General features: G+C 39.2%; 30 protein-coding genes, 5 tRNA genes and 1 pseudogene. 20 read left to right on the forward strand and 16 right to left on the reverse strand.

Annotated elements, in window-relative coordinates; translation table 11 throughout:
- Positions 1-12: 12 nt before the first annotated feature.
- Entirely contained in the window at positions 13-1098 is a 1086-nt protein-coding gene (locus HDT10_RS10015; protein ID WP_290883018.1) for a glycosyltransferase, read from the forward strand.
- 161 nt (positions 1099-1259) lie between these two features.
- Here the strand turns inward: HDT10_RS10015 and HDT10_RS10020 are convergent.
- The 5 genes from HDT10_RS10020 to HDT10_RS10040 form a co-directional block, all read right to left on the reverse strand.
- A tRNA-Asp gene (locus tag HDT10_RS10020) sits at positions 1260-1336 on the reverse strand.
- 10 nt (positions 1337-1346) lie between these two features.
- Positions 1347-1422, reverse strand: a tRNA-Val gene (locus HDT10_RS10025).
- A 25-nt stretch (positions 1423-1447) separates the two neighbouring features.
- Positions 1448-1522: transfer RNA gene (locus HDT10_RS10030), tRNA-Glu, on the reverse strand.
- Positions 1523-1552: 30 nt separating this feature from the next.
- A tRNA-Lys gene (locus HDT10_RS10035) sits at positions 1553-1628 on the reverse strand.
- Between the two features lie 47 nt (positions 1629-1675).
- A complete protein-coding gene (locus HDT10_RS10040) occupies positions 1676-2797 on the reverse strand; it encodes a CinA family protein (RefSeq protein WP_290883021.1) in 1122 nt (373 codons plus the stop codon).
- 81 nt (positions 2798-2878) lie between these two features.
- Here HDT10_RS10040 and ppk2 point away from each other — a divergent pair, with 81 nt between their 5' ends.
- Positions 2879-3760, forward strand: a complete 882-nt coding sequence (gene ppk2, locus HDT10_RS10045) for a polyphosphate kinase 2 (protein ID WP_290883022.1) — start codon at positions 2879-2881, stop codon at positions 3758-3760.
- A 268-nt stretch (positions 3761-4028) separates the two neighbouring features.
- On the opposite strand, the gene yedF is transcribed toward ppk2, so the two are convergent.
- From yedF to HDT10_RS10065, 4 genes are all read right to left on the reverse strand, one after another.
- A complete protein-coding gene (yedF, locus tag HDT10_RS10050; protein ID WP_290883083.1) occupies positions 4029-4256 on the reverse strand; it encodes a sulfurtransferase-like selenium metabolism protein YedF in 228 nt (75 codons plus the stop codon).
- Between the two features lie 23 nt (positions 4257-4279).
- On the reverse strand, positions 4280-5497 hold the full coding sequence (gene yedE / locus HDT10_RS10055; RefSeq protein WP_290883024.1) for a selenium metabolism membrane protein YedE/FdhT: 1218 nt from the start codon (positions 5495-5497) through the stop codon (positions 4280-4282).
- A gap of 105 nt (positions 5498-5602) precedes the next feature.
- Positions 5603-5679, reverse strand: a tRNA-Arg gene (locus tag HDT10_RS10060).
- Positions 5680-5736: 57 nt separating this feature from the next.
- Positions 5737-6033 carry an HU family DNA-binding protein gene (locus tag HDT10_RS10065; RefSeq protein WP_290883026.1) on the reverse strand — a complete coding sequence of 99 codons (297 nt, stop codon included), beginning with the start codon at positions 6031-6033 and terminating at the stop codon, positions 5737-5739.
- Between the two features lie 203 nt (positions 6034-6236).
- Between HDT10_RS10065 and gap the strand changes: the two genes are divergently transcribed.
- The 4 genes from gap (at position 6237) to HDT10_RS10085 (ending at position 10819) form a co-directional block, all read left to right on the forward strand.
- Positions 6237-7232 (forward strand): type I glyceraldehyde-3-phosphate dehydrogenase, encoded by a 996-nt coding sequence (gene gap, locus HDT10_RS10070; protein ID WP_290883028.1) that lies wholly within the window; start codon positions 6237-6239, stop codon positions 7230-7232.
- Positions 7233-7247: 15 nt separating this feature from the next.
- On the forward strand, positions 7248-8510 hold the full coding sequence (locus HDT10_RS10075; RefSeq protein WP_290883030.1) for a glucose-6-phosphate isomerase: 1263 nt from the start codon (positions 7248-7250) through the stop codon (positions 8508-8510).
- Positions 8511-8597: 87 nt separating this feature from the next.
- Entirely contained in the window at positions 8598-9605 is a 1008-nt protein-coding gene (pta, locus tag HDT10_RS10080) for a phosphate acetyltransferase (RefSeq protein ID WP_290883032.1), read from the forward strand.
- Positions 9606-9607: 2 nt separating this feature from the next.
- Complete coding sequence (locus HDT10_RS10085) at positions 9608-10819, forward strand: acetate/propionate family kinase (RefSeq protein ID WP_290883034.1); 1212 nt, start codon at positions 9608-9610, stop codon at positions 10817-10819.
- An 80-nt stretch (positions 10820-10899) separates the two neighbouring features.
- On the opposite strand, the gene HDT10_RS10090 is transcribed toward HDT10_RS10085, so the two are convergent.
- Genes HDT10_RS10090 through HDT10_RS10115 form a run of 6 tightly spaced genes read right to left on the reverse strand, consistent with a single transcriptional unit; the run spans position 10900 to position 14463 of the window.
- Positions 10900-11022 (reverse strand): hypothetical protein, encoded by a 123-nt coding sequence (locus HDT10_RS10090; RefSeq protein WP_290883036.1) that lies wholly within the window; start codon positions 11020-11022, stop codon positions 10900-10902.
- 11 nt (positions 11023-11033) lie between these two features.
- Positions 11034-11942 (reverse strand): hypothetical protein, encoded by a 909-nt coding sequence (locus HDT10_RS10095; protein WP_290883038.1) that lies wholly within the window; start codon positions 11940-11942, stop codon positions 11034-11036.
- Entirely contained in the window at positions 11939-12175 is a 237-nt protein-coding gene (locus tag HDT10_RS10100) for a hypothetical protein (RefSeq protein ID WP_290883040.1), read from the reverse strand. The genes HDT10_RS10095 and HDT10_RS10100 overlap by 4 nt, the downstream gene beginning before the upstream one ends.
- 11 nt (positions 12176-12186) lie before the next feature.
- Positions 12187-12522, reverse strand: a complete 336-nt coding sequence (locus HDT10_RS10105) for a hypothetical protein (RefSeq protein ID WP_290883043.1) — start codon at positions 12520-12522, stop codon at positions 12187-12189.
- Positions 12513-12728: a hypothetical protein gene (locus HDT10_RS10110; RefSeq protein ID WP_290883045.1), complete on the reverse strand. Its 216-nt coding sequence runs from the start codon at positions 12726-12728 to the stop codon at positions 12513-12515. Before HDT10_RS10110 ends, HDT10_RS10105 begins: the two co-directional genes overlap by 10 nt.
- Positions 12729-12765: 37 nt before the next feature.
- Complete coding sequence (locus HDT10_RS10115; protein ID WP_290883047.1) at positions 12766-14463, reverse strand: hypothetical protein; 1698 nt, start codon at positions 14461-14463, stop codon at positions 12766-12768.
- Positions 14464-14591: 128 nt separating this feature from the next.
- Here HDT10_RS10115 and recA point away from each other — a divergent pair, with 128 nt between their 5' ends.
- Genes recA through HDT10_RS10160 form a run of 9 tightly spaced genes read left to right on the forward strand, consistent with a single transcriptional unit; the run spans position 14592 to position 21821 of the window.
- Positions 14592-15629, forward strand: coding sequence for a recombinase RecA (gene recA, locus HDT10_RS10120; RefSeq protein WP_290883049.1), 1038 nt, complete (start codon positions 14592-14594; stop codon positions 15627-15629).
- 17 nt (positions 15630-15646) lie between these two features.
- Positions 15647-15853 (forward strand): hypothetical protein, encoded by a 207-nt coding sequence (locus tag HDT10_RS10125; RefSeq protein WP_290883051.1) that lies wholly within the window; start codon positions 15647-15649, stop codon positions 15851-15853.
- The gene (gene eno, locus HDT10_RS10130; RefSeq protein WP_290883053.1) at positions 15853-17127 is read left to right on the forward strand and encodes a phosphopyruvate hydratase; all 1275 of its coding nucleotides are present in this window, start codon (positions 15853-15855) and stop codon (positions 17125-17127) included. The genes HDT10_RS10125 and eno overlap by 1 nt, the downstream gene beginning before the upstream one ends.
- Positions 17127-17372 carry a hypothetical protein gene (locus tag HDT10_RS10135; RefSeq protein WP_290883055.1) on the forward strand — a complete coding sequence of 82 codons (246 nt, stop codon included), beginning with the start codon at positions 17127-17129 and terminating at the stop codon, positions 17370-17372. The genes eno and HDT10_RS10135 overlap by 1 nt, the downstream gene beginning before the upstream one ends.
- Positions 17369-18238, forward strand: a complete 870-nt coding sequence (locus tag HDT10_RS10140; protein WP_290883056.1) for an AMIN domain-containing protein — start codon at positions 17369-17371, stop codon at positions 18236-18238. The genes HDT10_RS10135 and HDT10_RS10140 overlap by 4 nt, the downstream gene beginning before the upstream one ends.
- A complete protein-coding gene (locus tag HDT10_RS10145; RefSeq protein WP_290883058.1) occupies positions 18219-18716 on the forward strand; it encodes a shikimate kinase in 498 nt (165 codons plus the stop codon). The genes HDT10_RS10140 and HDT10_RS10145 overlap by 20 nt, the downstream gene beginning before the upstream one ends.
- On the forward strand, positions 18713-19840 hold the full coding sequence (locus HDT10_RS10150) for a glycosyltransferase family 4 protein (protein ID WP_290883060.1): 1128 nt from the start codon (positions 18713-18715) through the stop codon (positions 19838-19840). Before HDT10_RS10145 ends, HDT10_RS10150 begins: the two co-directional genes overlap by 4 nt.
- Positions 19837-20961, forward strand: coding sequence for a lipopolysaccharide heptosyltransferase II (gene waaF / locus HDT10_RS10155; protein ID WP_290883062.1), 1125 nt, complete (start codon positions 19837-19839; stop codon positions 20959-20961). The genes HDT10_RS10150 and waaF overlap by 4 nt, the downstream gene beginning before the upstream one ends.
- A complete protein-coding gene (locus HDT10_RS10160; RefSeq protein WP_290883063.1) occupies positions 20958-21821 on the forward strand; it encodes an MqnA/MqnD/SBP family protein in 864 nt (287 codons plus the stop codon). Before waaF ends, HDT10_RS10160 begins: the two co-directional genes overlap by 4 nt.
- A 3-nt stretch (positions 21822-21824) precedes the next feature.
- Here the strand turns inward: HDT10_RS10160 and trpS are convergent, their stop codons facing one another.
- Positions 21825-22814: a tryptophan--tRNA ligase gene (gene trpS, locus HDT10_RS10165; RefSeq protein WP_290883064.1), complete on the reverse strand. Its 990-nt coding sequence runs from the start codon at positions 22812-22814 to the stop codon at positions 21825-21827.
- 96 nt (positions 22815-22910) lie between these two features.
- Between trpS and hisF the strand changes: the two genes are divergently transcribed.
- From hisF to HDT10_RS10190, 5 genes and pseudogenes are all read left to right on the forward strand, one after another.
- Complete coding sequence (gene hisF, locus HDT10_RS10170) at positions 22911-23681, forward strand: imidazole glycerol phosphate synthase subunit HisF (RefSeq protein ID WP_290883066.1); 771 nt, start codon at positions 22911-22913, stop codon at positions 23679-23681.
- Between the two features lie 414 nt (positions 23682-24095).
- The gene (locus HDT10_RS10175; protein ID WP_290883068.1) at positions 24096-24407 is read left to right on the forward strand and encodes a hypothetical protein; all 312 of its coding nucleotides are present in this window, start codon (positions 24096-24098) and stop codon (positions 24405-24407) included.
- Positions 24407-24907, forward strand: a complete 501-nt coding sequence (locus HDT10_RS10180) for a hypothetical protein (RefSeq protein ID WP_290883070.1) — start codon at positions 24407-24409, stop codon at positions 24905-24907. Before HDT10_RS10175 ends, HDT10_RS10180 begins: the two co-directional genes overlap by 1 nt.
- A complete protein-coding gene (locus HDT10_RS10185) occupies positions 24904-26286 on the forward strand; it encodes a hypothetical protein (protein WP_290883073.1) in 1383 nt (460 codons plus the stop codon). Before HDT10_RS10180 ends, HDT10_RS10185 begins: the two co-directional genes overlap by 4 nt.
- Positions 26279-26635 (forward strand): annotated as a pseudogene (locus HDT10_RS10190) (hypothetical protein); the annotation flags it as partial. The gene HDT10_RS10185 and the pseudogene HDT10_RS10190, both read left to right, overlap by 8 nt.

Raw genomic sequence — 26635 nt, forward strand, 5'->3', positions numbered from 1 at the left:
AGATAATCTAAAATGAATACTTCCAAGCGCAAAACTCTAGCAATCGTCATTTCCTCTCTTAAAATGGGGGGAGCAGAACGCGTGGCAAGTATTTTAGCAAACGAATTAGCGCACCGATATAGAATCTTGCTATTTGTATGGAGTGAGGAAGAAAAGTTTTACCCATTGGATTTTCAAATCAAAGTCAAAGTCATCACGACTAAAAAATGTGGAATACTTGGCAATCTTATGCGCATTCTCTTGCTTTGGAGAGCCTTTAAATCCGAGCGGGTAGATTTAAGCATTGGATTCATTCACCAAACCAACATTCTAACTATTCTTGCTTCCAAAATGGCTAGGATTCCGTGTATCGCGACAGAACATAGCGTTTTTGACGCGCTAGAATCCAAATTTTGGCGACTTGGGCGCACCCTCACTTATCCCCTAGCAAACTGCGTTACCACGCTGACACAACAAGACTTAAAGCATTATCATTTTGTCAAAAACATCTGTGTTTTGCCCAATCCTGTGGAAATAAACAAGGACTTAGGCACACCCTCCCAGCAAAAATTCATAGAATCCTGCAAGCCCTATATTTTAAGCGCAGGAAGAATGATTGCTTCCAAAGGATTTGGGGAACTCCTTGAGGCATTTAGAATCTTTAGTGCCAAGTTTCCGCAATATACTCTATTGCTCGCAGGCGATGGAATCCAAAGAGAGGCATTAGAAATGCAAGCAGCGGGATTGAAATGCAAGTTTTTAGGCAAGGTAAAATCCCTCGCCCCCTATTATGCTTCTGCGGAATTTTTCGCTCTTGCAAGCCATAGAGAAGCCTTGAGCAATGTTTTAATAGAATCCCTTTTGTGCGGCACGCCCGTTGTGAGCTATGATTGCCCCTATGGACCAAAAGAAATTATCCTTAGCGATTCTGCCAAACAGAACGGAATCTTAGTAGAAATGAATGAAAAAAGAATAGAATCGCTTGCGGCTGCGTTTGTTACAATGTCGCAAAACAGGGAGGATTATGCCAAAAACACTTCAGAGATTCGGGAATGTTTTGCGCGTGAAATTGTGCTAGAAAAATGGCAAAGGCTAATCTGTCAATCATTGGAATCTTAAGATTTTAGAATGGCTGCCAAAAATAAAAACTCTTAAATTTATTTCTAAAAAATTATAAAATATTTTGCAAACAAACAATAAAGAATTTGTTAAAACTAAGATTGTATTGATTTCTAATCTGTTTTAGTTGAGATTCTTAAGATAGCCAAAAAAACAAGAAGTGGCGGAGCGGACGGGGCTCGAACCCGCGACCCCCTGCGTGACAGGCAGGTATTCTAACCAGCTGAACTACCGCTCCATAGTATAAATGGTGGTCGCTATAAGACTCGAACTTATGACATCCACCTTGTAAGGGTGGCGCTCTACCAACTGAGCTAAGCGACCATTAGGGAAAGAAGTTAAATAAAAGTGGTGACTCCTAGGGGATTCGAACCCCTGTAGCCACCGTGAAAGGGTGGTATCCTAACCGTTAGATGAAGGAGCCACTTTTATTTATACCACAATAATAAAAGAGTGGTGACCCGCGTTGGATTCGAACCAACGGCCCATTCCTTAAAAGGGAATTGCTCTACCAACTGAGCTAGCGGGTCAAATAAAAAATTAGGAAATGGAATCATACAGAGATTTCATATAAAAGTCAATAGTCAGAGAAAAAAATCCTTAAAAAAAGCAAATAGGCATACAATGTAGCCTGCTCTTGAATATAATTTCTATCACCTTTAAAATGCAAACGTTCAATGATTTCTACACCTTTTCTACTCTTTGCGCCAATAAACACCGTGCCAATGGGCTTATTGATACTTCCGCCACTCGGTCCTGCGATTCCACTTGTCGCAAGGGCAAAATCTGCTCCAGATAACTTCAACGCACCCTCTAGCATCTCACGCACGACTGCCTCGCTCACTGCTCCAAAGCTCTCTAAATGCTCACTTGAAACCTCAAGCCAAGATTCTTTAATCGCATTTGCATAACTAATCACGCCTCCATCAAACACCGCACTTGCGCCGCTTTCTTTTGTCAGCCAATAGGCAATCAGCCCACCTGTGCAACTCTCCGCCGTAGTTAGCTTAAGCCCACGCTCTGTAAGCAAAGAAATCACGTTTTGAGCAAGATTAAAGCTAGGGAAAATCTTATGAGTAAAAGTCAATTGGATAATCTTTGCAAATTCCTTTAAAGAGGCTTCATTGCCTGTTGCACTTAGAATCTCCAAGTTAGAATCTGTATTTAAAATCTCCAAATCTATCTCAAAATCCTTTGCGATTCCACAAAGAAGCATTTTCGCACTCGCGGCATCTAATCCCAAAAGATACAAAAACATCTTGTGTACGTTTTTACTTCCTTCAAATTGTGCGCTTATAAAGGATTGCGCATTGGCTTGGGATTCTGTTTGATTGGTGAAAATACATTCCAAATCTAGTAACCAAACTCTGCGGGTTTCGCCATTGATTGCATATTCTAATCTCTTTACTCGTTCCTCACCAATCATTACAGGAGTTTTGGTAAGCGATTCTATCTTTTGTGTCTTTTGGATAACCTCTAGGCACTGATTAAAGTCGCTTTTGGGAGCTAAGATAAGGAGATTTGTGGCGCAATCCAAGCAAAACTTCAAAGTAGAATCCCTATTGCTTTCGGATTCCAAAGAATCACAAAAAACCATTTGATAAATGACGCCAAGATACTCTTTTGCGAACCTTTGCGCAAATTGGTTGAGTGGGTTAAAATCACGATAATTTCTACCGATACAAAACAAAATATTCAAAATCTTACCTTTTTGTTGCAATTTTTAATACTTTAATGGTAAAATATTTTATCTATTTTAAAGCTTATTTTGGAGGTAAATATGGGTAAAGTTTTAGTCGTGCGCCCAGAGGACGAAAAACCGGGAGAAGTCTATAATAGCAAAGGCAAGCTAAATAACAAATTCTACGAAAAAGAAATCGTGAAATTGCAAATTGAGCTCATCAAATTACAAAACTGGGTAAAAAAACATAACAAAAAAATCATTATTATCTTGGAAGGACGCGATGCAGCAGGCAAAGGAGGCACAATCAAAGCCTTACGCGAGCATTTGAACCCGCGCGGTTGTCGTAGTGTAGCATTGGCAAAACCAAGTGATGTAGAAGCAACACAATGGTATTTTCAACGTTATATTGATGAATTGCCTAATGGCGGTGAAATCGTATTTTTTGACCGCAGCTGGTATAATCGCGCAGGGGTTGAAAGAGTAATGAATTTCTGCACCAACGAGCAATACAAAGAGTTTATTATTCAAGTCTCACACTTAGAACAAATGCTGATTGAAAGTGGCTACATTCTCTTTAAATTCTTCCTAGATGTTGGACGAGAGGAGCAAAAAAAGCGCATTGAAAGCCGTAAAGACGAACCACTTAAACGTTGGAAACTAAGTCCGATTGATGAGCTATCCTTGAATCTTTGGGACGAATACACAGAAGCGTTTGAAAAAATGTTTTCACGCACGCATACACCTTTTGCCCCTTGGCTTATCGTAGATTCTAATGACAAAAAACGCGCGCGTATCAATGTTGCTAGAATTATGCTTTCTAAAATTGACTATGAGGATAAAGACGCTGAAAATGTCTGCTTGCTAGCTGACCCGGGTATCGTAACCACTTATTCTAGCGTCAGAGCATTCTCTCAAGAGAGTGAAATCTCCAAGAAAAAGAAAGATAAAGAAAAAGAGAAAAAGAAAGAAAAGAAATAACCAAATGCGATTCTGCTTCTAAGTGGAATCGTGTGATTCTTTAAACTTGAATGCTTTGCAGAATCTCGGACAAATTTACACTTTCTCCATTACTCAAATATCCGCTCACTCTTTCATTGCACAATGCAAAGATTACTACATTAGCCATTCTCAAATCTCTTGTGAATCCGATTCTAAGCTACTTTGTAAAATGCTCGTAAGGATGCAGTAGCAAAACTTTAAGCCTTTGTCCTTACGAAGAAAACAGAATCCCATTTGGGATTCTGCGCTAAGGTTTCTTGATGAGATAACGAATCGTAGCTCCCATTTGCTCTACTGCCAAAACCTCATATCCGTGATTTTTCGCATCAATAGGAATATTATTAATGCTTTGGGGACAATCACTCAATACTTCCAAAATATCCCCTTTTTGTAATTCTGGCAAAACCTCTAATGTCCGAATCGCAGGATAAGGGCAAGGTTCACCCTGCAAATCTAGTCTAAAATTCGGAATAATTTCTTGTTGCATTTTCACTCCTTTTATGCGCGTTCAAATCGTTTGCTTTTGGCGAAATATCGTCTTTCAATCCATAGCACAAAAGCCAAAAAGGCAAAGAGTAGAATATAACTCACAACCAAACCACCATAATTTCCGAAAGTCTCCAAAAGGTTTATTCTAGGGAAGCTTGTCGCGAGTGGCTCGGCATAATAATCCCAAGTTGCCGCAAGAAGCGTAGAGCCGATGACATTACCAAGCCCTACAATCCAATAATGCACTTGTCCCTCCACCGCGCGATACATCCAACCGCATTCACAACCTCCTGCAATCACGATTCCAAAGCCAAAGAGCAGCCCACCAATCACAGCATTGGGCGCAGCCCACATAATTTTAGGAGGCAATCCCAACATAATATAGCTAAATACGCCAATGGTTGAAACCATCATTCCCACAATTACCGCTTGTGCCATATATCCGCGTCCTGTGATAAACAAATCCCTAAAGGCTGAAGTAAAGCAGATTTGAGCGCGTGAAATTGTGAATCCAAAGCCCACGCCAAAGACTACCGCGATTGCCAAAACAGGAATCCTCTTGCCCTCTGGAATCACTCCATAAGCCATTAAATAGGCAACCCAAATCCCCACAGCAACCAAAACCAAAACACCCAATATAAAAAGCATTTTTGCCTTGCCCTCATCGTGAGCAATTTGTTTTTGCGCATTGACTTTGATTAATTTTGTATGCGAACGAAAAATTGGCAAAAAGACGACTTTTGTCCCTAACCATACGCCAACCAAAGTCATAATGGTAAAGAACCACGCGTGCAAACTAAACTGCGGAATCCCTGTAAAAAAGCTTGCCAAGTTACAACCCATTCCGATTCTTGCTCCAAAGCCCGCAATGATTCCACCAATGAGAGCTTGAGCTATCCGAATCTTGCTTTGAGGCAAACGGAATTTTACATTATTTGCCATCGCAGCAGCTGCAAATGCCCCGGCAAACATTCCAATAATCATCACGCCATCAATTCTGTCTAGCGGAGTGCCCGCAAGCCCTATAATCTTGAAATACCCCCAAGTGCTCGTATCTACGCCTAAGAGATTCATTATATGCCCTCCCCAACGCGTAAATTCACCTGTTACCGCCCAATAAGTCCCAGTCAAACCAAAATAATAAGCCGCCATTACACCCAAAGCAATAATTGCAGGCATAGGAGACCAAAATTTGACCAAGAACCTTTGTTTAAAGTCTTGAAACATATTTTGTCCTTAAAAATGAAATGAATTTAGAGAAATTTTCTAGCAAATTGTGAAGAAAAAGTAGTCTAAATTATGAATGCTTTATCCAAAAGCCAAATAAGATTGTGGTGTCCTCGATGCGATTCGAACGCATGACCTCACGATTAGGAATCGTGTGCTCTATCCTACTGAGCTACGGGGACAATAGCGAAGTAGTTTTGAGAAAATCGCCCAACGAAGAGTTGGGCTTTAAGAAAGGGTTATTTTTTGCCTTTTTTAGCAGCGGCTACCGCGTCTTTAAGACCTTTTCCAGCTTTAAATTTAGGCACGAATTTATCGCTTGTTTTGTATTTTTTAGTTGTTCCGGGGACAACACCTTCTTTACCTTTTTGAAGCACAGTTTCAAATTTACCAAAGCCTACAAGCTCAATGCTTTCTTTTTTAGCAAGTGCTTTGCTAACTGCTGCTGTGAAAGTGCTGATTGCTCTTTCAGCTTCTTTTTTAGTCTCATACTCTCCGACTTGTTTTACCAAGTCAACAAATTCTGATTTGTTCATTTTGGAAACCTCCATAAAAAGTTTAAAACGCGTTATTGTAGCACAGAATTTGCGAATTTCAAGCTTTTTGTAAGAAAAATAATCATTTTATCCTATTTTCTATCCGCTAAAAGCATAAATCCAACCATAATATTTACTATTAAGGAAGTTTTAAATAATATGGAGATTTTAATTTATCATCGCTTGAAAAACAAGGAGAATCAATGGCTTTAAAAGTTGCAGTCAATGGAACAGGTAGAATCGGTTTGTGTGTATGCAAAATCCTAAGTGAGCGTGAGGATTTAGAGCTTGTCGCGCTCAATACTACAATGCCCATTGACACGCTGATTCATTTGCTCAAATACGATTCTGTGCAAAAAAATAGCGAGGTTGAAAAACTAAGCGAAACGAGTATCAGAATCGGCAAACAAAAAAATATCCAAATTGTCAGCACGCGGGAGATTAAAGAATTGAATTTCGGAAAATTTGGTGCAAAGCTTGTGATAGAATGCACAGGGGCTTTTAATGACTTGAACAAAGCAAGTGCGCATCTTTATGGAGGGATTGAACGCGTGGTAATCTCTGCACCTGCTACCGATGCGCCTACTTTTGTTTATGGCGTCAATCACACGAGCTATCAAGGAGAACAAGTCGTTTCTAATGCGAGTTGCACCACCAATGCACTTGCGCCAATTGCAAAAGTCTTGCACGATAACTTTACGATTTTAAGCGGATTAATGACGACAATCCATAGTTACACCAACGACCAAAACCTTTTGGATTCCAAGCATAAAGACTTGCGCCGCGCACGCGCAGCAGCTTTAAATATGATTCCAACTTCCACTGGAGCAGCCAAAGCCATAGGGCTTGTAATGCCAGAATTAAAGGGCAAACTCAATGGCTTTGCCATTCGCGTGCCAACTCCAGATGTGAGTGTCGTAGATTTGACTTGTGTTACCAAGCAGCCCGTTAGCAAAGAATCCATTAACGCCACCTTTGAAAAAGCTGCGCAAGGGGACTTTAAGAATTTTATTTTGGTGGATAATGAAAAACGCGTTTCGGGCGACTTCATCGGAAGCACTTATAGCAGTATTTTTATCCCCGATTGCACGGTAGTTGTAGGTGAAAATCAACTCAAAGTTGTCGCGTGGTATGATAATGAATGGGGCTATTCTACGCGTTTAGTAGATATGGCAAGCTTTGTCGGCTCTAGCATTTAGCACCTTTGGATTCCTATGTTAAATCTAACCAATACCTATGTGCGCTTTTTGCAGGATTATCCCAATCTTTTTGCCAAAGAAAATTTGGATTTGTTTTTCCAAAAAGTGCTTGTGGAACGCAATAGTCAGCTTAGCGGATATTATGACCTCCCATTTGCCAAAAACGAAGCAATCTTTGATTATGTTGCACGCAATAAGCATTTTTTAAACTCCATCTCCAATGTCATCATTGTAGGGATTGGGGGTAGCTCTCTTGGGACAAAAGCGATTGACGCACTTCTTTCGCACCAAAACAATCGCAAAAAAATCAAATTACGATTCCTAGAACACACCGACCCCATTATCATTAGAAAAGACTTACAACGCGTCAAATGCGAAGATACTCTCTTTATCATCATTTCAAAATCCGGACTCACGATTGAAACCACTTCACTTTTCAAATATATCTTGGCGCGATTCTCTCTACTCAAACACAAAAAACACCTCCTCACTATCACGGACGAGGATTCGCCACTTTTCCATTGGAGTAAAAGTGAGGGGATAGAATCCGTAACAATTAAACCAAACATTGGCGGGAGATTCTCGGTATTAAGCGCGGTAGGCTTATTACCCCTTGCGATTTTGGGTTATGATATAGAAGCCATTTTAAAAGGCGCGAGCATTGTAAGTAACAGATTCTTTAAAGAACGCAAAGACAATGTCCTAAAAAAAGCATTATTCCTCGCAAGAAACGAAAATAACTTCCCAATCAATGTGCTGTTTTCTTACTCTAGCGTCTTTCGTCATTTTAATGCTTGGTATGTGCAACTATGGGGAGAATCCTTGGGCAAGCTTGATATGTATGAGCAAAGACGCGGATTGACACCTATCGCGCTTATTGGCAGCATTGACCAGCATTCCTTTTTACAACTCATTATGCAAGGACCAGCAAACAAAACCGTAACATTCCTAAGTGTTAAAAACCTCTCGCAAAAGCCTCTTTACATTCCAAATATTAGCCTACAAGGATTAGAATCTACCAACTTCGTCAATCAAACTTCTTTCAATCAACTCTTGAAGCTACAATGTATCTCAACAAAAGAAAGCATTATTTCGCAAAATGTGCCGGTAGATTCTATCGTGCTAGACTCTCTTAATGAGCAAAGCGTAGGCGCACTCGTGCTTTATTATGAATTGCTGACTTCTTGTGTAGGGATTCTCTTACAAATTGATACCTATAACCAACCCGGTGTAGAATTTGGTAAAAAGATATTAAGGGAAAAATTTACACACTCATAAAATTTTTTACACTTTTTTATCAAGTTTATACACTACTTAGCCTAAAAAATCTTAAAATAGCTGAAATCTTATATTGAAAGGGTGAATATGGATTTCATTCAAATAGTTAAAGAAAAGGCTAAAGCCAACTTACAAACAATCGTCTTGCCAGAAACAAGTGATATGCGCACTTTAAAAGCCGCTCATACCGCGTTACAAGAAAAACTTGCAAAGATTATTTTAATTGGTGAAGAAACAGAAATCAAACAACGTGCAAAAGAACATAATTTGAATTTAGAAAACGCAGAATTTATCAATCCCTCAAGCTGCGATGCGCTAGAGTCCTATGTAGAATTATTTGTCAAGTTGCGCGGGCATAAAGGCTTAAGCGAAAAGTCCGCACGCGCCCTTTTGCTTGAGAATCCGCTCTATTTTGGCGTGGCACTCGTCAAATCCAAAAAAGCCGATGGTATGGTTGCAGGCGCAATTCACGCTACGGCTGATGTATTGCGTGCTTCATTGCAAATTCTAGGTACGAAGCCAGATTCCAAACTCGTTTCCGCATTTTTCTTAATGGTTGTCCCTAATTGCACTTATGGTGAGAATGGAATCTTTATTTTTGCAGATAGTGGCTTAGTACAAAACCCAAATGCGCAAGAGCTCGCCTCTATCGCGATAGATTCCGCTAAAAGCTTTGAAGCCTTAGTGGGCAAAAAAGCCGTAGTGGCTATGCTCTCGCACTCTACAAAGGGCAGTGCGAAGCACTCCGATGTGGATAAAGTAGTAGAAGCGACAAAAATTGCGCAAGCAGAAGCACCAGAGATTGCCCTAGATGGTGAGTTCCAACTTGACGCGGCGATTGTTCCAAGTATTGGAAAATCCAAAGCCCCCAATAGCCCGATTGCAGGACAAGCAAATGTGCTTGTTTTCCCTGATTTAGACGCGGGCAATATTGGCTATAAATTAGTGCAAAGATTGGCAAAGGCGGAAGCTTATGGACCAATCACACAAGGAATCGGCGGTGCAGTCAATGACCTTTCAAGAGGTTGCAGCAGCGAAGATATTGTCGGCGTGATTGCGATTACCGCTCTCCAAGCACAACAAAACAAGGAGTAAATATGGATATTTTGGTTATTAATTGCGGGAGCTCCTCCCTCAAATATCAGTTGATTAACACCAACACAGAGGAGGTTTTGGCGTCAGGGCTATGCGATAGAATCGGCATTGCCAATGGGCAGTTTAGCTATAAACCCAAAGGGGCAGAAAAAATTACGCAAAATGTAGAAATGAAAGACCACGAAGTTGCGATTGGGCTTGTGCTTGAAGCACTAATCAATCCACAAAACGGCATTATCAAATCCTTAAATGAAATCAAAGCCATTGGGCATAGAATCGTGCATGGGGGCGAGCATTTCACCCATTCTGCACTCATCAATGAAGAAGTCATCACGCATATTGAAGAATGTTCCGATTTAGCTCCTTTGCACAATCCCGCACACCTACTAGGAATCCGCGCCTGCAAGCATTTAATGCCAAAAGTGCCTATGGTAGCGGTATTTGATACTGCATTCCACCAAAGTATGCCACCGCACGCCTATATTTATGGTTTGCCCTATGAATATTATGAGAAATACAAGATTCGCCGCTACGGATTCCACGGCACAAGCCATAGTTATGTTTCCAAGCGCACCGCAGAATTTCTAGGGATTCCACTAGAAAATTCCCGCATTATCACTTGCCACTTGGGCAATGGTTCTAGCATTTGCGCAATCAAAAATGGTAAAAGCATTGATACAAGTATGGGCTTAACTCCGCTTGAAGGCTTGGTAATGGGCACGCGTAGCGGGGATTTAGACCCTGCAATTATTGACTATATCGCCCAAAAAGAAAATCTAAGCACCAAAGAAGTCCTAAATCTCCTAAACAAAAAATCCGGTGTGCTTGGAATCTCTGGGATTTCTAGCGACTTTAGGGATTTGCTCGCAGCCGATGAAGAGGGCAACCTCAAGGCGCGATTCGCTAGAGAAGTTTTCGCTTATCGTGTGGCAAAATACATCGGTGCTTACACTGCGGCACTCGTGGGTGTAGATGCGATTGCGTTTTGTGCGGGTGTGGGAGAAAACGCTAAATTCATTCGCGGCAAAATCGTTTCACATTTGCATTTCTTGGGAATCAACCTTGATGAATCCGCTAATCTTGAAACCGTGGGCAAAGAGGGCGTCATTTCTACGCCTGATTCCAAAGTCAAAGTCTGCGTGATTCCTACCAACGAAGAGCTAATGATTGCGAGAGATACGCGCGAAATTGTTTTGAAGTCTCAAGAACATTAATTCCCCGCTACGTCATTGCAAGATTCCGCAAGGAATCGTGGCAATCTATAATGTCTCATAAAGTGGATTCTGCACTTGCGTCATTGCGAAGCCTTTGGTAAAGGCTGTGGCAATCCATAATTTATAAAAGCAAGAATCTCAAAAGCAAGATTAAAGTTATAGATTGCTTCGTCGCTTCGCTTCTCGCAATGACGGGAAACCAATGCGCGCCCTCTCACTCCATTAAAAATCCATATTCATAGACTTTGGGTGTGATTCTTTTTGCGAGATTCAAAAGTGCGGCATTCAAAGCACCAATAGAATTTTTATAATAAGAATCCTGCGCTTTTATGGGCGGATTCATCTTGCCCTTGTCGTTAAATCCTTGAAAATGCGCCTTAATGTCATAAAGTGAAGCATTTGGATTATAGGGTTTCTCCTTGTCTTTAAACTCTTGAGAATGATAATATTTCCAAAGCTCTAATCCTGCGACAAAGACTGCTTGTGCCTCCGCACTAAACTCTAGCGGTTTTGTGGGAATGAGGGATTGGATATAAAAAGTCTCATCTGTAAAGCCTTTCTGTCTTCCTTTTTTCTCTGCTTTGTCTTGTATTTGAGAGTCTTGCTTGATTCTACCTCTGATAAACTCGTGTATGAAATGACTTTGAAAGGCTTCTTTGCTCCCCACTTCCTTTTCGCTAAAGGGGATAAAGTGATTCACTCCCTCTTTGCTTGTAATGCGATTCTGTCCGTGAAAGAGCGTGAAAGCCAAACAATCATTTTGAAAAATAGAATCTTCCTGCCATTTATCATTAGGATAAAGGAATTGGTCGCGGTCATTAAGCCAAGTTGCAAGGATACAATGCCGCACTGCGAAATAGATAGAAGCAATGATGAGATTGTTCGCACAGATTTTAAAAAAATTAAAATGTTCAATACCTTGTCTTTGAGAAACATAAAGTTGGCTGCTGTGTTGAAAGTCTGGGGCTGGATTCCCCATAAATGCGAGTTCTACAATCTGCTTATCATCGTATTGTTTTATCCATTGATTGATGCTTCGTGTATTGCTATTTTTAGCATAAAACCTCTTTACCCCTAAAAATTCCCCATTTCTATCAAAAACATCAAGTTCTATGGCTTTCATTTGTCTTTTAATCTCTCAAAAACTGCTTTATTTTCTGGCTTCTTTAAGTCTTGTAGCATAGATTCACGCAAATACTGAAAATCATCTGTTTTTTCTATGCTTAATTTTGCTTTTACCTTTTTTGATTTTTGTTTTTTGCTTATTTTTTTAATCTTAAGTTCTGGTCTAAACGCTTTTAAACACTTAATCACTCGCAAAGTTGCAGAATCTACATTTTTAAGCGTTAAAGTCATTTTTTGCTCCTTTAGATATTTTTATGTGATTTGAAAAAATCGTTTGCTAGATTTTCGTATTTTTGCATTTTTGTGCTCTTATAAGCATTTTGTCTGTTTGTAACACTTAAAATTACTATGATGCCATTTTCATCTTCATAATAAGTAATGAAAATTGCCCGAATATCCAAGCTTAAGCGATATTTATAAACATCAGAATTTTGAATCTTTTCTACATTCTTTGTTTGGATAACGCTTTCATAGTTTTCGGCAAAATAGGCAAGTTTTTCAATGATTTGTTCTTGTGTTTTTCTGTCGAAATCTTTTTGGATTTCTTTAAGTGCGGGAGCTTGAATCTCTAGCTGCATTCTATGCCTAAAATTTCTTTTCTAGCCTCATCAAGTGTATAGCCTCTGGGTTTGCCCTTTGCTTCCCATTCTTGCAGTCTCATCTTTGCAATTTGCAAATCTACAAAATCACTATAAAGTGCATCTACTTGCTTAACTAATTCTTGTTGTTCTTGATTCAAAGAGCGCATAAAGCTTTCCCTGTCTAAGGAGATTTGCCTTTTCATTTGTGATTCCTTTTTCTTTGTGTTTTTGTATTATAGCCTATTCCTTGCAGCTTTTGCCTAAATCCCATACCAAAAAGCCAATGGGAAACTGCCCCTTGACATTATCAAAGGTATCGGCTGGACACATAAAACCTTGCAGAAATTTTGCCTTAAAAGTCTCTCGAAATTTTACAAAATTGCTAGAATTGATGTATTTAAGTGTAGAGAACGCGGCAAGCTTGCAGTGTGGAATCTCTAGGAAAATACGCATAAAAAACTGCGCAAAGATTTCATTGCTTGCCTTGCCTAGATAGTCTTTAGATTCTATATTAATGCCCTCTACCTTTCCTTTGCCTGTAAGGATTTGATAAATCGCATTGTCTGTGGCAACTTTGGGCTTATTTGCCCCTGTGCCTGCCGGTGTCGTGCCTGAAGTAGCCTCCGCATACGGCGGGTTAATAAAAATAATTAGTTTTCTGCGCCTTGTCTCCTCTTTTAAAATTTCTTGCAGGGATTTTGGGAGTTTGGAGGCTTGGCAGTCTTTACAAGTAGAATCTAACTTGTCTTTATGTCTCTCACAAGGCTTATCAAGCAAACTATCGTTTAAAAAATCAAATTGGAATATATGGTTTTGCAAAAGCGGCAAATGCTGATTTTTTGCAAGTTCTTTCATAATCTTAACATCTGCCTTATCAAGTGTGGAGGCATAGAAATTGTGCGACTCGGTAAGGTTTGCGAAGAGATTCCCTGTCCCTGCGGCACAATCCCACACATAAGATTCGCTCTGCCAATCCTCCCCTAAGGCTTTGGCAAGATAAACTTGTGCCTTTTGCACCCAAATTTGCGGAGTGAAAAACGCTCCCTTACGCTCTCGTATGTCGCTAGGCACAAGCAAATCGCGTCTGTCTATAATATAATCCCAATATTCTTGTCTTGGCGGACGCTCATAGAGATTCCAAAACTCATTATGGGCTTTTTGATTGTCTCTAAAAGTCGCTGTGTCCTTTTGCTCTGAACCCATAAAAGTAATAGTTTTGTTAAACTCATACTGCGTTTTTTTAAGCACGACAAAAAGCTTGTCTAGCAGGCTTTGATTCTCACTACTTAGCAAATCTGCTAGATAAAAGTCAGCGTCCAAAATCCCCGCATTTTTGGCAAGATTCCAATCAATGCTGATAGAATCTTTGACTTTTGTAAGCCATTTTTGATAGACATTTGTGAAATTATTCTTTGTGATTTGGATTTTGTGTAGCTGCTTATTGGCAAGCGTGAAATTGTCTTTGATAAAGCCTTGCAATTCCTTAGAATCACTCTTGAAGTAAAAAAGTAATTTCTTAGATTCTAAAAGCCCCCCACTCATTTGGTAGAGTTGTTTAAATTCCTTTGAGTTGTGATTGCTTGGCGCGACATTCCAATTAAAATCATTTTGGGCAAATATATCCATAATCTCATAATAGGGAATAAAAGCGATTTTCTCACAATCTAGCGCACCCAAGAAAAGCGGCGGGAGTTCGTTTTCAAAGGTGCGTTCCTTACCAATGGTTAAGATAAGCTGCACAAAGGATTCTATAATATCGTTTTTGTTGCCCTTTTTCGCCTCCGCCCAAAGGAAGTTAATGGTTTGGAACAAGGTTTTTGCGTGATAGGAGACGCAAAAATCAATTTTGCCCAGAATCCGCGTGCTATCAAAACTGCCAAAAAAGTCGTGCGCCACTTTGTTTTTCAAGTCTTCTTCTAAAATATTTAAAGGATACATTCTGCCTCTTTTACAATCAAACTTTTGTAATTATAATCTTAAGCCCTGCAAAAAAACTGAAAGTGTTTTTATTTTGAAATTTTTATATGTTTTGGCTACAATAAAATTTTAATTTTTTAGGAGAAAAAATGGCTTTGGACGAAAACAAACGAAAAGCAATTGAGCTTGCCATTAAGCAAATTGATAAAGCCTTTGGAAAGGGCGCATTAATCAGGCTTGGCGACAAACCGGTAGAAAAAATTGACGCCATTAGCACGGGTTCTCTTGGGCTTGATATTGCGCTTGGCATTGGGGGAGTGCCTAAGGGACGCATTATTGAAGTCTATGGACCGGAGAGTTCGGGTAAGACGACTTTGGCATTACAAATTGTCGCAGAATGTCAGAAAAAGGGTGGAATCTGTGCTTTTATCGACGCAGAACACGCATTAGATGTTACTTATGCTAAGCGATTGGGTGTAGATGTAGAGAATCTACTTGTTTCCCAGCCGGATTTTGGGGAGCAGGCACTGGAAATCCTAGAAACGCTTACAAGAAGCGGTGGCGTGGATTTAATCGTGATTGACTCTGTCGCAGCCCTCACGCCCAAAAGCGAGATTGACGGGGATATGGGAGACCAGCACGTAGGCTTACAAGCGCGTTTGATGAGCCAAGCATTACGAAAAGTAACAGGCGTGATTCACAAGATGAATACCACGGTGATTTTCATCAATCAGATTCGTATGAAAATCGGTATGATGGGCTATGGTAGTCCAGAAACCACCACAGGGGGAAATGCGCTTAAATTCTATGCGAGTGTTAGAATTGATGTGCGCAGAATTGCGACTTTAAAACAAGGCGAACAAAACATCGGCAATCGCGTCAAGGCAAAAGTAGTCAAAAACAAAGTTGCGCCGCCCTTTAGAGGAGCGGAATTTGACATTATGTTTGGCGAGGGAATCAGCCAAGAGGGCGAGCTCATTGACTATGGCGTCAAGTTAGATATTGTGGATAAAAGCGGTGCGTGGCTAAGTTATAAAGACAAGAAACTCGGGCAAGGCAAAGAAAATGCAAAGGCTTTTTTGAAAGAAAATCCAGAAATCGCCCAAGAGATTGGAGAGAAAATCAAAGCCTCTATTTCTATCTCTGATGATTTGTCTAGTGGCGATGATACAAGCGAAATTGAATAAAGGCGAGGTGCGAGCAAATGCAAAAGATGATTTTAAAATTAAGCTTTATTGCGATTCTTTTTGGTTTAGGCAATCCAATCTTGGCAGAAGATAAATCTTGCTGTATGGTGGTAGGCGCAGAAAAATTTACTTTAAGCGAAGAGGATAAAGCTTCCTTGCAAGAAGAAAAAGAATCTAAAGATTCTAAAACTTCCAAAGAAACAGACCAATCAAAGGAGAAATAATGATTTACATTGATGAAGTGAGTGCGCAAGAAGTCTTAGATAGTCGAGGGAATCCAACGGTGAAAGCCACGATTCTCTTAAGTGATGGCAGTGTGGCAAGCGCAATCGTCCCAAGTGGCGCAAGCACAGGCAAAAGAGAGGCTTTAGAATTGCGTGATAATACGGAACGATTCTTGGGTAAAGGCGTTTTAAAGGCGTGCGAAAACATTAACACAACAATTTGCGATTCCATCACAGGATTAAGCCCATTTGACCAAAGTGCGATTGACAATCTCCTAATAGAACTTGATGGCACAGAAAATTTTTCAAACTTGGGAGCAAATGCGACTTTAGGCGTCTCTATGGCGGTTGCGCGTGCGGCAGCAAAAAGCCTAAATCTCCCACTTTATCGCTACTTGGGTGGCGCAAATGCTCTGACTTTACCTATTCCAATGCTCAATATCATCAATGGTGGAAGCCACGCGGATAACACGGTGGATTTTCAAGAATATATGATTATGCCGGTGGGCTTTGAATGCTTTAGTGAATCTTTGCGCGCAAGTGCAGAAATTTACCAACACCTTAAAAAACTCCTCAAAGATTCTAAACACATTACAAGCATTGGCGATGAGGGCGGGTTTGCTCCCAATCTCAAAACCAATGAAGAACCAATCCAAATTATCTTAGAAGCCGTCAAAAAAGCAGGCTACGAAGAGGGAGAACAAATCGCCATTGCGCTTGATGTCGCAAGCAGTGAGTTTGTCAATGATGAGGGGATTTACTGCCTCAAAGGCGAGGGCAAAAACCTAAGCAGTGAAGAACTCATTGAATATTACGAAAAACTCATCGCAAAATATCCTATTGTCTCTATTGAAGACGGCTTGAGTGAGGACGATTGGGAGGGTTGGAGCAAGCTCACCCAAAAACTCGGCAATAAGGTGCAACTTGTGGGAGATGATTTGTTTGTAACCAATGCAAAAATCCTAGAAGAAGGAATCACGAAAAAAATCGCAAATGCCGTGCTTATCAAGCCTAATCAAATCGGCACAGTAAGCCAAACAATGCAAACCGTTCGTCTAGCCCAACGCAACAACTATCGTTGCATTATGAGTCATCGCAGCGGAGAGAGTGAGGATAGCTTCATCGCCGATTTTGCTGTGGCATTAAACACAGGTGAAATCAAAACAGGTTCAACCGCCAGAAGTGAGCGTATGGCAAAATACAATCGCTTATTAGCCATTGAAAGCGAATTGGGATTCCCTATTTATTTAGGCAAAAAACTTTTTGCTAAGTAATGGAATCTACGACATTTAAAAAGGGTGGATTCTATAAACTCCTGCCCTTTTTAAGCCTTGTTTTGTTGGTTTGCCTCTTAGGAGTTTATTTTGGGAATCTACTCTTTGGCAATAACTCTTTAAGCGTGCTTTTGGACATTAAAGACAAAGAATCCCAAATGCGCGAAGAAGTCAATCGCCTAATGCACGAAAATGCAAATCTGCAAAAAGAACTTTTTGAATTGAAAGGACTTGAACCCAAATGAGAAGTTTTAAATTATTTTGTAGTGCTATAATCCTCTCTAGTGCGGTATTTGCACAGAACAATGAGCCAGAGGCTTTACCCGAAATCCCAACTCTAAGCATTGATGCGCAAAAACAAAAGAATCCAGAAACCCCGCCCGCAAATCTCCCCAATGCAGAAGCACAAAATACACTAACACCCCAAAGCGCACTGCTAGATTCCACCCAAAATACCCCAGCAAGCCAAATGCCTACACAAAATACAGAGGAATCCAACAAGCCCTTTTTAAGCGAAAATCAAGAGGACAATAATTCCACTAAGAGAAGCCGAGACCCTTTTACGCCCATCATTACACCCAAAGAAAGTGGGCAAATCACCAATGCTCCACAACTAGATTTATTCACCAAAACAGAGCTGATTTTGCCCTCCACTGCTAGAAAAATCAAAAAAATTATTTTAGAATATCAAAACCTTAATGGTTCTATTACTAGCCTTGAACAGAATCTTGAGGGCGACATTGATTGGCACTTTCCGCTTATTTTAAGCCAAGAAGTGCAGCCCAAAGCCCCCAATGTATTGGACAAACAAAATTTCGTTTTGGGTAATTTATTTGATTTTGAAATCTCAAGACAAAAGATTCAACTCAAAGCCCCGCTTCGGCTATTGCGTGATTTTACGCTTGCCTCTCCTACGCGTTTAATTTTGGACTTCAAAGTGCCCAATAAAACACCACTTCAAGAAATCTTTGACACACAGATTCCTACGATTCCAAAAGTTTCTTTGAGCACCCACCTAGACTTTTATCGCATTACTTTCACTCTTGATGGGCAATACAAATACACTCTTGTGCAAAAAACAACAGGAAATTATGAAATTGAACTCCACTAATTGCGTCCTTATTGGCTTTATGGGTAGTGGTAAAAGCACAATCGCTAAGGCTCTACATAAAGCCAAGCAAGCTTGGATTTTGGATAGCGATTCTCTCATTGAAGCCAATGAAGGTTTGAGTATCAAAGCAATCTTCGCAACCTATGGCGAAGCATATTTCCGAGATTTAGAACGTAAATTCTGCCAATTTGTCGCGCATAATGTCCAGAATGCCATTATTTCCACAGGGGGCGGAATGCCTTTGTTTTGCGATGTCCAATCTATGGGAAAGGTTTTTTTCTTGCATTTAGAATTTGAAGCCATTTTAGCGCGTCTTGATGCAGAGGAACGGAGCAAACGCCCTTTGTTTGAGAATCGCGATTCTGCTTTCAAACTCTATCAAGAGCGGCTTCAATCCTACCGCTCTTGCGCGCATTATGTGATTAATGCCAATCAGAGCATTGAGACGATTACACGTGAGGTTTTAGATAGATTATGAATCTAATTTTTGTCCGATTTAAAAGTTCTCAAGTTGGTGGAGCAGAAAAATACCTTAGGCGGTTAAAAGAATCTTTAATATCACGAAACACAACTCAAGATTCAGGACAAATCTACTCCAAAATTGAAGTATTTTCTAGTGGAGACTATGGGCAATCTGCGGAAATGCACATTGCTTTGCCAACATTATTACCCTCGTTTTTAAAATTTCTTTATTTTCTTTTTGCTTATGATAAATACCACAAGCAACACCGCAACGCGATTTATTTCAGCCTAGAACGTGTTTTTGATTGCGATATTTATCGCGCAGGTGATGGAATCCACAAAGAATGGCTTGCGATAAAAACTAGAAACAACCTTTGGCTTAAAATCAAGAGTTATTTTAACCCTATGAATTGGATTTATACTTTTATAGAATCGCATTTATTTTTGAACGCCAAAATTATCATTGCTAACTCAAAAATGATCCAAACCTCTTTAATAGAAAAATTTAAAGTCCCTCCTGAAAAAATTCGTGTTGTCTATAATGGCATTCCTCTACCCGAATCTTTTGACAAAACCTCTGCTAAAAACAGGCTTTACAAAGATTTTTCATTTCTTAAAGATAAAATACTTCTACTTTTTGTTGGTAGTGGCTATGCGCGCAAGGGACTACAAGAAGCACTTCTTATGCTCTCCAAGATTCCACATAAAAATTGGCATTTTTTGATTATTGGAAAGGAAAAAAAACAAAAACATTATGAACAACTTGCAAAAAGATTCAATATTCTTGACAATACACTCTTTTTAGGAGCTCAAACCGAAGTTTCGCATTTTTATGCTGCAAGTGATATTTTCTTATTCCCAACGATTTATGAACCCTGCTCTAATGCCACACTAGAAGCTGCAAGCTTTGAAAATGCAATCATTACAACCAAACAAAATGGTGCGGGAGAATTATTCAATCCAATGTTTTTATTGGATACTCCACAGGCTATTACACAAGGTAGTGAAATTCTAATGAAGCTATTAGAAAGTCCCGAATTTCTAAGAGAAACGCAAAAAAATTGTGCAGCAGCCGTTAGTTCTTTGAATGTGGAGAATAATCTACAACAAACCCTACAAATCCTAAATGAGATTCGATGAACATTCTTATTAGAATCCCAAATTGGCTAGGAGACGCTGTAATGGCGACTTACGCACTAGAGATTCTGTTTTCACGTTTCCCTAAGGCACATTTTTATTTGATTGGAAGTGCCGCAAGTATAGCACTTTTTGCACATTATCCTCAAGTGAGCATTATAGAGGATAAAAGCAAAAAGGCAAAATTTAGAATCTTAAATCTCTACTATCTTGCGAAATCTATCCCGCCTTGCGATTTGGGCTTTACCTTTCAAAACAACCTCCTCTCTGCGCTTTTGCTATTTCTTAATGGCGCAAAATTTCGTGCAGGATTTAACACGGAAATGCGCGCTCTTTTGCTCACATTCCGCCCTAAAAAGCCCAAAAACATTCACGAGGCTTTGCGTTTCTCTACCCTTGTAGAATCTGCGCTTCATTTGCCACAACTTCAGGACCTACAAGTACAAAATCCTAATCAAAATCCCCCGCCAGCCCCCAAGCTCTACCTTAAGCAACCCGCCTTAGAAGTGGCTTTACCTCAACACTTCAAAGATTCTAAGATTATCGGAATCAATGCGGGCGCAGCATTTGGAGCGGCTAAACGTTGGGAGGAATCCTATTTTGCGCAAGTGATAGAATCCTTACTACAACAAAATTACAAGATTATCCTCTTTGGCGTTGCGAGTGAGAACGCAATTAACAACAAGATTTTAGAGCATTTGCACGCAATGCCCCATTGGAAAGATTTGCGAGAAAATGTCCTCAATTTGAGCGGAAAAACCACGATTGAAAGCCTAATGGCGTATTTTGCTAAACTGCATTTTCTGCTCACCAATGACAGCGGTCCTATGCACATTGCAAGTGCATTTGAGATTCCAACTCTCGCCCTCTTTGGTCCTACTAATGCTAAAGAAACTTGCCCCTTTAATGCCAAAAATTCGCATATCATTTCGCTTGAGACTTTGGGGAAACCTCTTGCGTGTGCGCCTTGTATGCAACGCACTTGCCCGCTTCCTAAGGATTCTGCAACCTTTCACGCTTGTATGCGTCATCTCACGCCCAACCTCGTCCTCTCCAAGATTCAATCCATTATAAGCGAAGTTGAAATAAAATCCACCCCAAAATTCATAAGTGAGCCACAATGAGAACTTTAACCCTAGGGCATTCGCCAGATGCGGACGATTTGTTTATGTATTATGCTATCCACTTTGGTTGGGTTAGCAATCCTGAAATTTGCTTTGAATCCTGCGCGCTAGATATTGAAACACTCAATGTCAAAGCCTTAAAGGGCGAGTTGGATATTTCTGCAATTTCTTTTGGCGTTTATCCGCTTCTAGCCCTTGAGCAATGTTTGCTAAGAACAGGCGTGAGCTTTGGCGCGGGTTATGGACCTAAACTCATCAAACCCAAAGCTAAGAAGCTTAGAAAAAATTTCAAAGTCGCCTTGAGTGGGGCACACACGACTAATGCAATGCTCTTTAGAATCTCCTATCCAGAAGCGAGAATCGTTTATAAAAACTTCCTTGAAATTGAAAATGCCGTGCTTAGCGGGGAAGTAGATGCGGGAGTGCTAATCCACGAATCCATTTTGCAATTTGATGAAAAACTAGAAGTAGAACGCGAGATTTGGGACATTTGGTGCGAATTAAATCAAGCCAATCTTCCCCTGCCGCTAGGCGGAATGTGTTTGCGCCGCTCCTTGCCTTTAAGTGTTGCAATTACTTGTGAGGAAATGCTGACAAAAGCCGTCAAAGTCGCATTGCAAAACAAGCCATTACTTTCGCAAATGCTTCAAGAGAGGAATCTCATTCGTGTCAATGCGCAACAATTAGAAACTTATCTCAATCTCTATGCTAATGAGGATTCTGTAAGCCTTAGCCTAAAACAACTAGAGGCGATTAACGCGCTCTTTAAAATCGGCTATGATTCTAAGATTTACTCACAAATCTTAGAGGTTGAGGATTGCCTGATTCCAATGGAATACAAAGATTTTCGCAATAGCTAAGAATCACACGAGCCCCATTTTTTCTTTGGCTTCTTTATAAGTTGCGGTTGCAATTTGGCGCGCTCGGGATTCTCCCTCTTGCAAAATAGAATGCAAATAATCCTTTTCATTGATAAGCTTTTCGTAGGATTCACGAATCGGGCGCAAGGATTCAATCACGACTTCAGCCACCCTTGTCTTTAACACTCCATAGCCTTGCCCCGCAAACTCTGCTTCAATTTGGGCTTGTGTTTGCTTCGTAAAACATTGATAAATCGTGAGCAAATTATAAACTCCTGCGCGATTCTTATCAAATGCGATGATTCCCTCGCTATCTGTCGTTGCCTTTTTGAATTTTTTGACAATCGCCTCTGGCGTGTCAATCAAGGCAATCAAATGATTAGGCTTGTCGCCCGAGCTTTTGCTCATTTTCTTTGTCGGGTCATCTAAGCCCATAATGCGTGCGCCACTTTTAAGAATCAGAGGTTCGGGCACGACAAATGTTTCGCCAAAATCACGATTGAATCGTATCGCCGTATCCCTTGCTAACTCAATATGCTGCTTTTGGTCTTCTCCTACGGGGACAAAGTTGCTTTTGTAGAGTAAAATATCCGCACTCATTAGATTGGGATAATTAAAAAGCCCGGCAAAAATATTTTTGGGATTCTTTTGACTCTTGTCTTTAAATTGCGTCATACGACTTAAATCACCCATTGGCGTAATACAAGTGAGCAACCAAGCCAAAGAAGTGTGTTCTTGGATTTGCGATTGGATAAAGAGTATAGATTGGCTAGGATTAATCCCACAAGCAAGTAGCATTGCACACAAATCATAGGTTTTTTGACGCAAAACACTTGGTTCTTGCGGAATCGTAATAGCGTGAGAATTGACGACACAAAAGATATTTTCATATTTTTCTTGATTTTCTACCCAATTTTTCACCGCACCCAAATAATTGCCCAAATGAATATTGCCTGTGGGTTGAATGCCAGAAAACACGCGCGACTTTTGCATAAGAATCCTTAACAAGTTTAAATCAAGCCGCAATTATAGCCAAAACTTAGACTTAAAATAAAATTTGCTAAGATTTTGCAAACAAAAGGAAACAAAATGAGCAAAGACACATTGGCAAAGAGAATCATTCCGTGTTTGGATATTAAAAACGGACGCGTGGTTAAGGGAGTGAATTTCGTAGGGCTTCAAGATGCAGGGAATCCCATAGAAGTCGCAAGACGTTACAACGATGAGGGCGCAGATGAAATTACCTTTTTGGATATTACCGCTACGATTGAGGCGCGCAATACCACGATTGAAATGGTACGCGCTGTGGCGAAAGAAGTCTTTATCCCCCTCACCGTCGGAGGAGGGATTAATAGCCTAGAACACATTTATGATTTACTCAACGCAGGTTGTGATAAAGTCAGCCTCAATTCCTCCGCAATCAAGAATCCTGATTTGATTACACAGAGTGCCAAACGTTTTGGCTCACAATGTATCGTTGTCGCCATAGACGCCAAAGAACGCCCTAATCGTGAGGGCTGGGAAGTTTATACACACGGCGGACGTCATAACACGAATATAGACTTGTTACAATGGGCTAAAGAAGCCTACAATCGCGGAGCGGGCGAGATTCTACTTACAAGTATGGATTGCGATGGCACAAAGGCAGGCTATGACTTAAAACAGCTCAACTTGATTGCGCATAGTGTAGGGATTCCACTCATCGCAAGCGGGGGAGCGGGAAATATGCAGCACATTTTAGAGGCTTTTTTAAATGGGGCAGACGCCGCACTTGCCGCCTCAATTTTTCATTATCAAGAAATTAACATTATGGATTTGAAGCATTATTTAAAGGCACAAGGAATCGCGGTTAGGATTTAGCGAACCTTTGCGCATTTTATATCATAAGAACACGGAGAATGAATTGCAAGAAAAATTCAAATGGGGTAAGTTTATTTTAGATTGTTTGTTGTGTTTTGTAATTTTAATAATATCTCCATTTGTGTTTTTTTATCCTATACAATGGTTTTTTGGCTTATATCCTATACAATGGATTGTTAATTCATATCCTATACAATGGTTTTTTGGCTTATATCCTATACAATGGTTTTTTGATATATATTGGATTGAACCGCAGATTATTTTTTGGTTTGCTTTAGAAAGTGCAATTGCACTTTCTATAATTAATTACTTTTATAAAATACACAAGTTGAGTTTATTGTTATCGTTGGTTTTTGTGATATACTATGGTATATTTGCGTGTTATTTTTTTAGTCACGGAAGATAGGAGTTTTTATGCCATACTTCATAACCCTATACATAGAACCTATGAAACCAAAATTAGATAAAATACCTGTTTCAATCCCTCACGCCTTTTTAGGACTTACTAAAGAAAAAACTCCCGATAAATTAGATGAGATAGATAAAGAATTAAGAGACGAAAAACTTAAAAATAAAGATTGGAAAGATTTTGATAAAAAGTGGTATGAAAGTTTAGAAACCAATGAATTTAATGATGGCTTTTATGGCTTTGCTCCTGTGGAATCTGATGTTAGCCATTGGGGTAAAGTGTTTGAAAATAATCAATATGTGCTAGAGGAAATATGATGAGGAAAAAAGAAATATTCAATTATAATTTACTCACTCAAACATCTGATAAAATTTCTTATATCATTATAATGAATTTCGTAAGCATTGCGTTTAGTGTTGGTATTATTTGGTTGTTTTTTATGATTAAAAATCATATTGTTGTAAATTTATTTCCTTTGTGTAGCAATTTCTTTGAAGTTTCTACAAGCATATGTTTAACTGCCTTATGTATTTTTGTCTGTGTTTTATTTTTAGGTGTAAATTTTTTGAGAGCTAGTTTATCCTTATTTTTATGGCTCATTTTCATTTTAATTTATGGCTATCTTTCTCCATTTTTGGATTTTGGTTTTGAGTGGGGTTGGTTTTTAGTATGGTTTGGTTGGGTTTTAATAATACTTCCTAGTATTTTGTTGGTTTTTGAAAAAATTCCCTTAAATATCTTTGTTTGGAATGCAATTTTGATTAATTTTATTACATTTGGTGTTAATATATTGACTTATGGGAGTTGGCATAAATGAAATACTACGCAACGATTTATATCAAAACTATGCAAGTACCATCATTAGTTCCACATACTTTTTTGGGATTAACAAAAGAGAATCCTAATAAGTTAGGTAAGCAAGAAATAGAAATACAAAAATATAAAGACGACTATTTAATTGGGGGACAATTTTTGGTTAAAACTAAAGGAGAATGGTATGAAAATATCTATCCTAGTATCTTAAGTGATGACTTTCAGGGGGAGGGCTTTTGGGGATTTGGACCAGAATCTAAGGTATGGAAGTCAGGTAAAGTTTTTGAGAATAATCAATATAATCACGAACCATACGAAAATATTGAGCAGCTTAACGATAATTCATACAAAAAGACAGACATACGCAGTTCATCTACCTTTCAAAGTAATAATCGTTGCGTATTTGAAATCTCAAAAGAGCAGTATGAAACATTATTAGAGCTAATTAAGCAAGATGTCTTAAGCACTTTGTATATTAATAAAAATTCCGATGTTCCAGTTACTCAAGAATTAAAATATGACCTTACAAGCAACAACTGCACCACTTGGGTTTTGCACAAACTAGATTCTATTGGCATAGAAGTAATAGACTTAAAAGAATGGATACCCGATATAGTGCCTAATTCAAATCCCGCCTATCAAATAAGCAAATACTTTTTAAAACAAGCATTTGATATAGAATTTAATCTTATTGATACCCTTAAAGATTCCTTGCAAGATTTAGCGTATTATCATCTTGTCCTTAATAAATTCCAAAGTGTTGATGAGGATTTAGAATCCATTAAAGGGGCAAAAGCTTTTAGGGAGTGGGCTAGAGGAATGATAAATAATCGCTTTGTGTGTGTCTTAGAGCCAAATTATAATCGTTTATCTAAATATGACATCAAGTGTTCTAGCCAAGAAGAGGATTTCATCGCTATATTGAAAAAATGGAAAGAAAACTTACAACACAAAAGAAAGCAATTAAGATATGTCTATACAATGCTTGATAGGATTCTTAGCTCTCAAATAAAAAAGGCAAATGATTTGCAAGGAAGCTTTACTTTTATAAGCTACAACAAGGAAACAAAGAAAATACAACTAAGCAATAAACAAAGCAACTATGAACCTTATGATGAAAACGAATTAGACCCAAATATTCCTGCTAATAATTGGAGTCTTAATCAGCTCTCGCCTTATATTCTTATCCCCAAAGACAAAACAATTTCAAGGATTCTATATCATAAATACGATTATGGAAAAATTAGCGATTCTTATATAGAGGCTATTAATCAGAGCTATTTAGGAATCTTGAGTGATAATGATAACTTGGCATATTGGAGCAAAGCTTTACATAAATTAAGAAAGTCTCAAGTAGTATATGAGGAGATAGAAAATGTCTGAAACAAATAACACAACCAAAACAAAAGAAACAATCTTTGCTTATGATAATCAAATAATTGATATAGAGGAATTAGCATCCAAAAACATAGACACTCTAAACTCTAAATTATATTTTATGGGCATAGAACTCACAGGAGGCACAGAATCTTCTAATCCTCTCTCTGCATACTTCTTTGGAGAATTAGATTCTAAATCCAGCATAGGATTAGATGAATCTCTCCCTATCTATTACTTCTCCCCTAAAGATGAAGAAAATAATCTAGGCACACTCCTTATCTTTTTAAATGCTTCTACTCTTACTCTTTTAAATTATTCTCTCTTAGATTCTAGTTTAAATATTAAACTAGAA

The organism is Helicobacter sp. (assembly GCF_014799995.1).
Classification (GTDB): domain Bacteria; phylum Campylobacterota; class Campylobacteria; order Campylobacterales; family Helicobacteraceae; genus Helicobacter_D.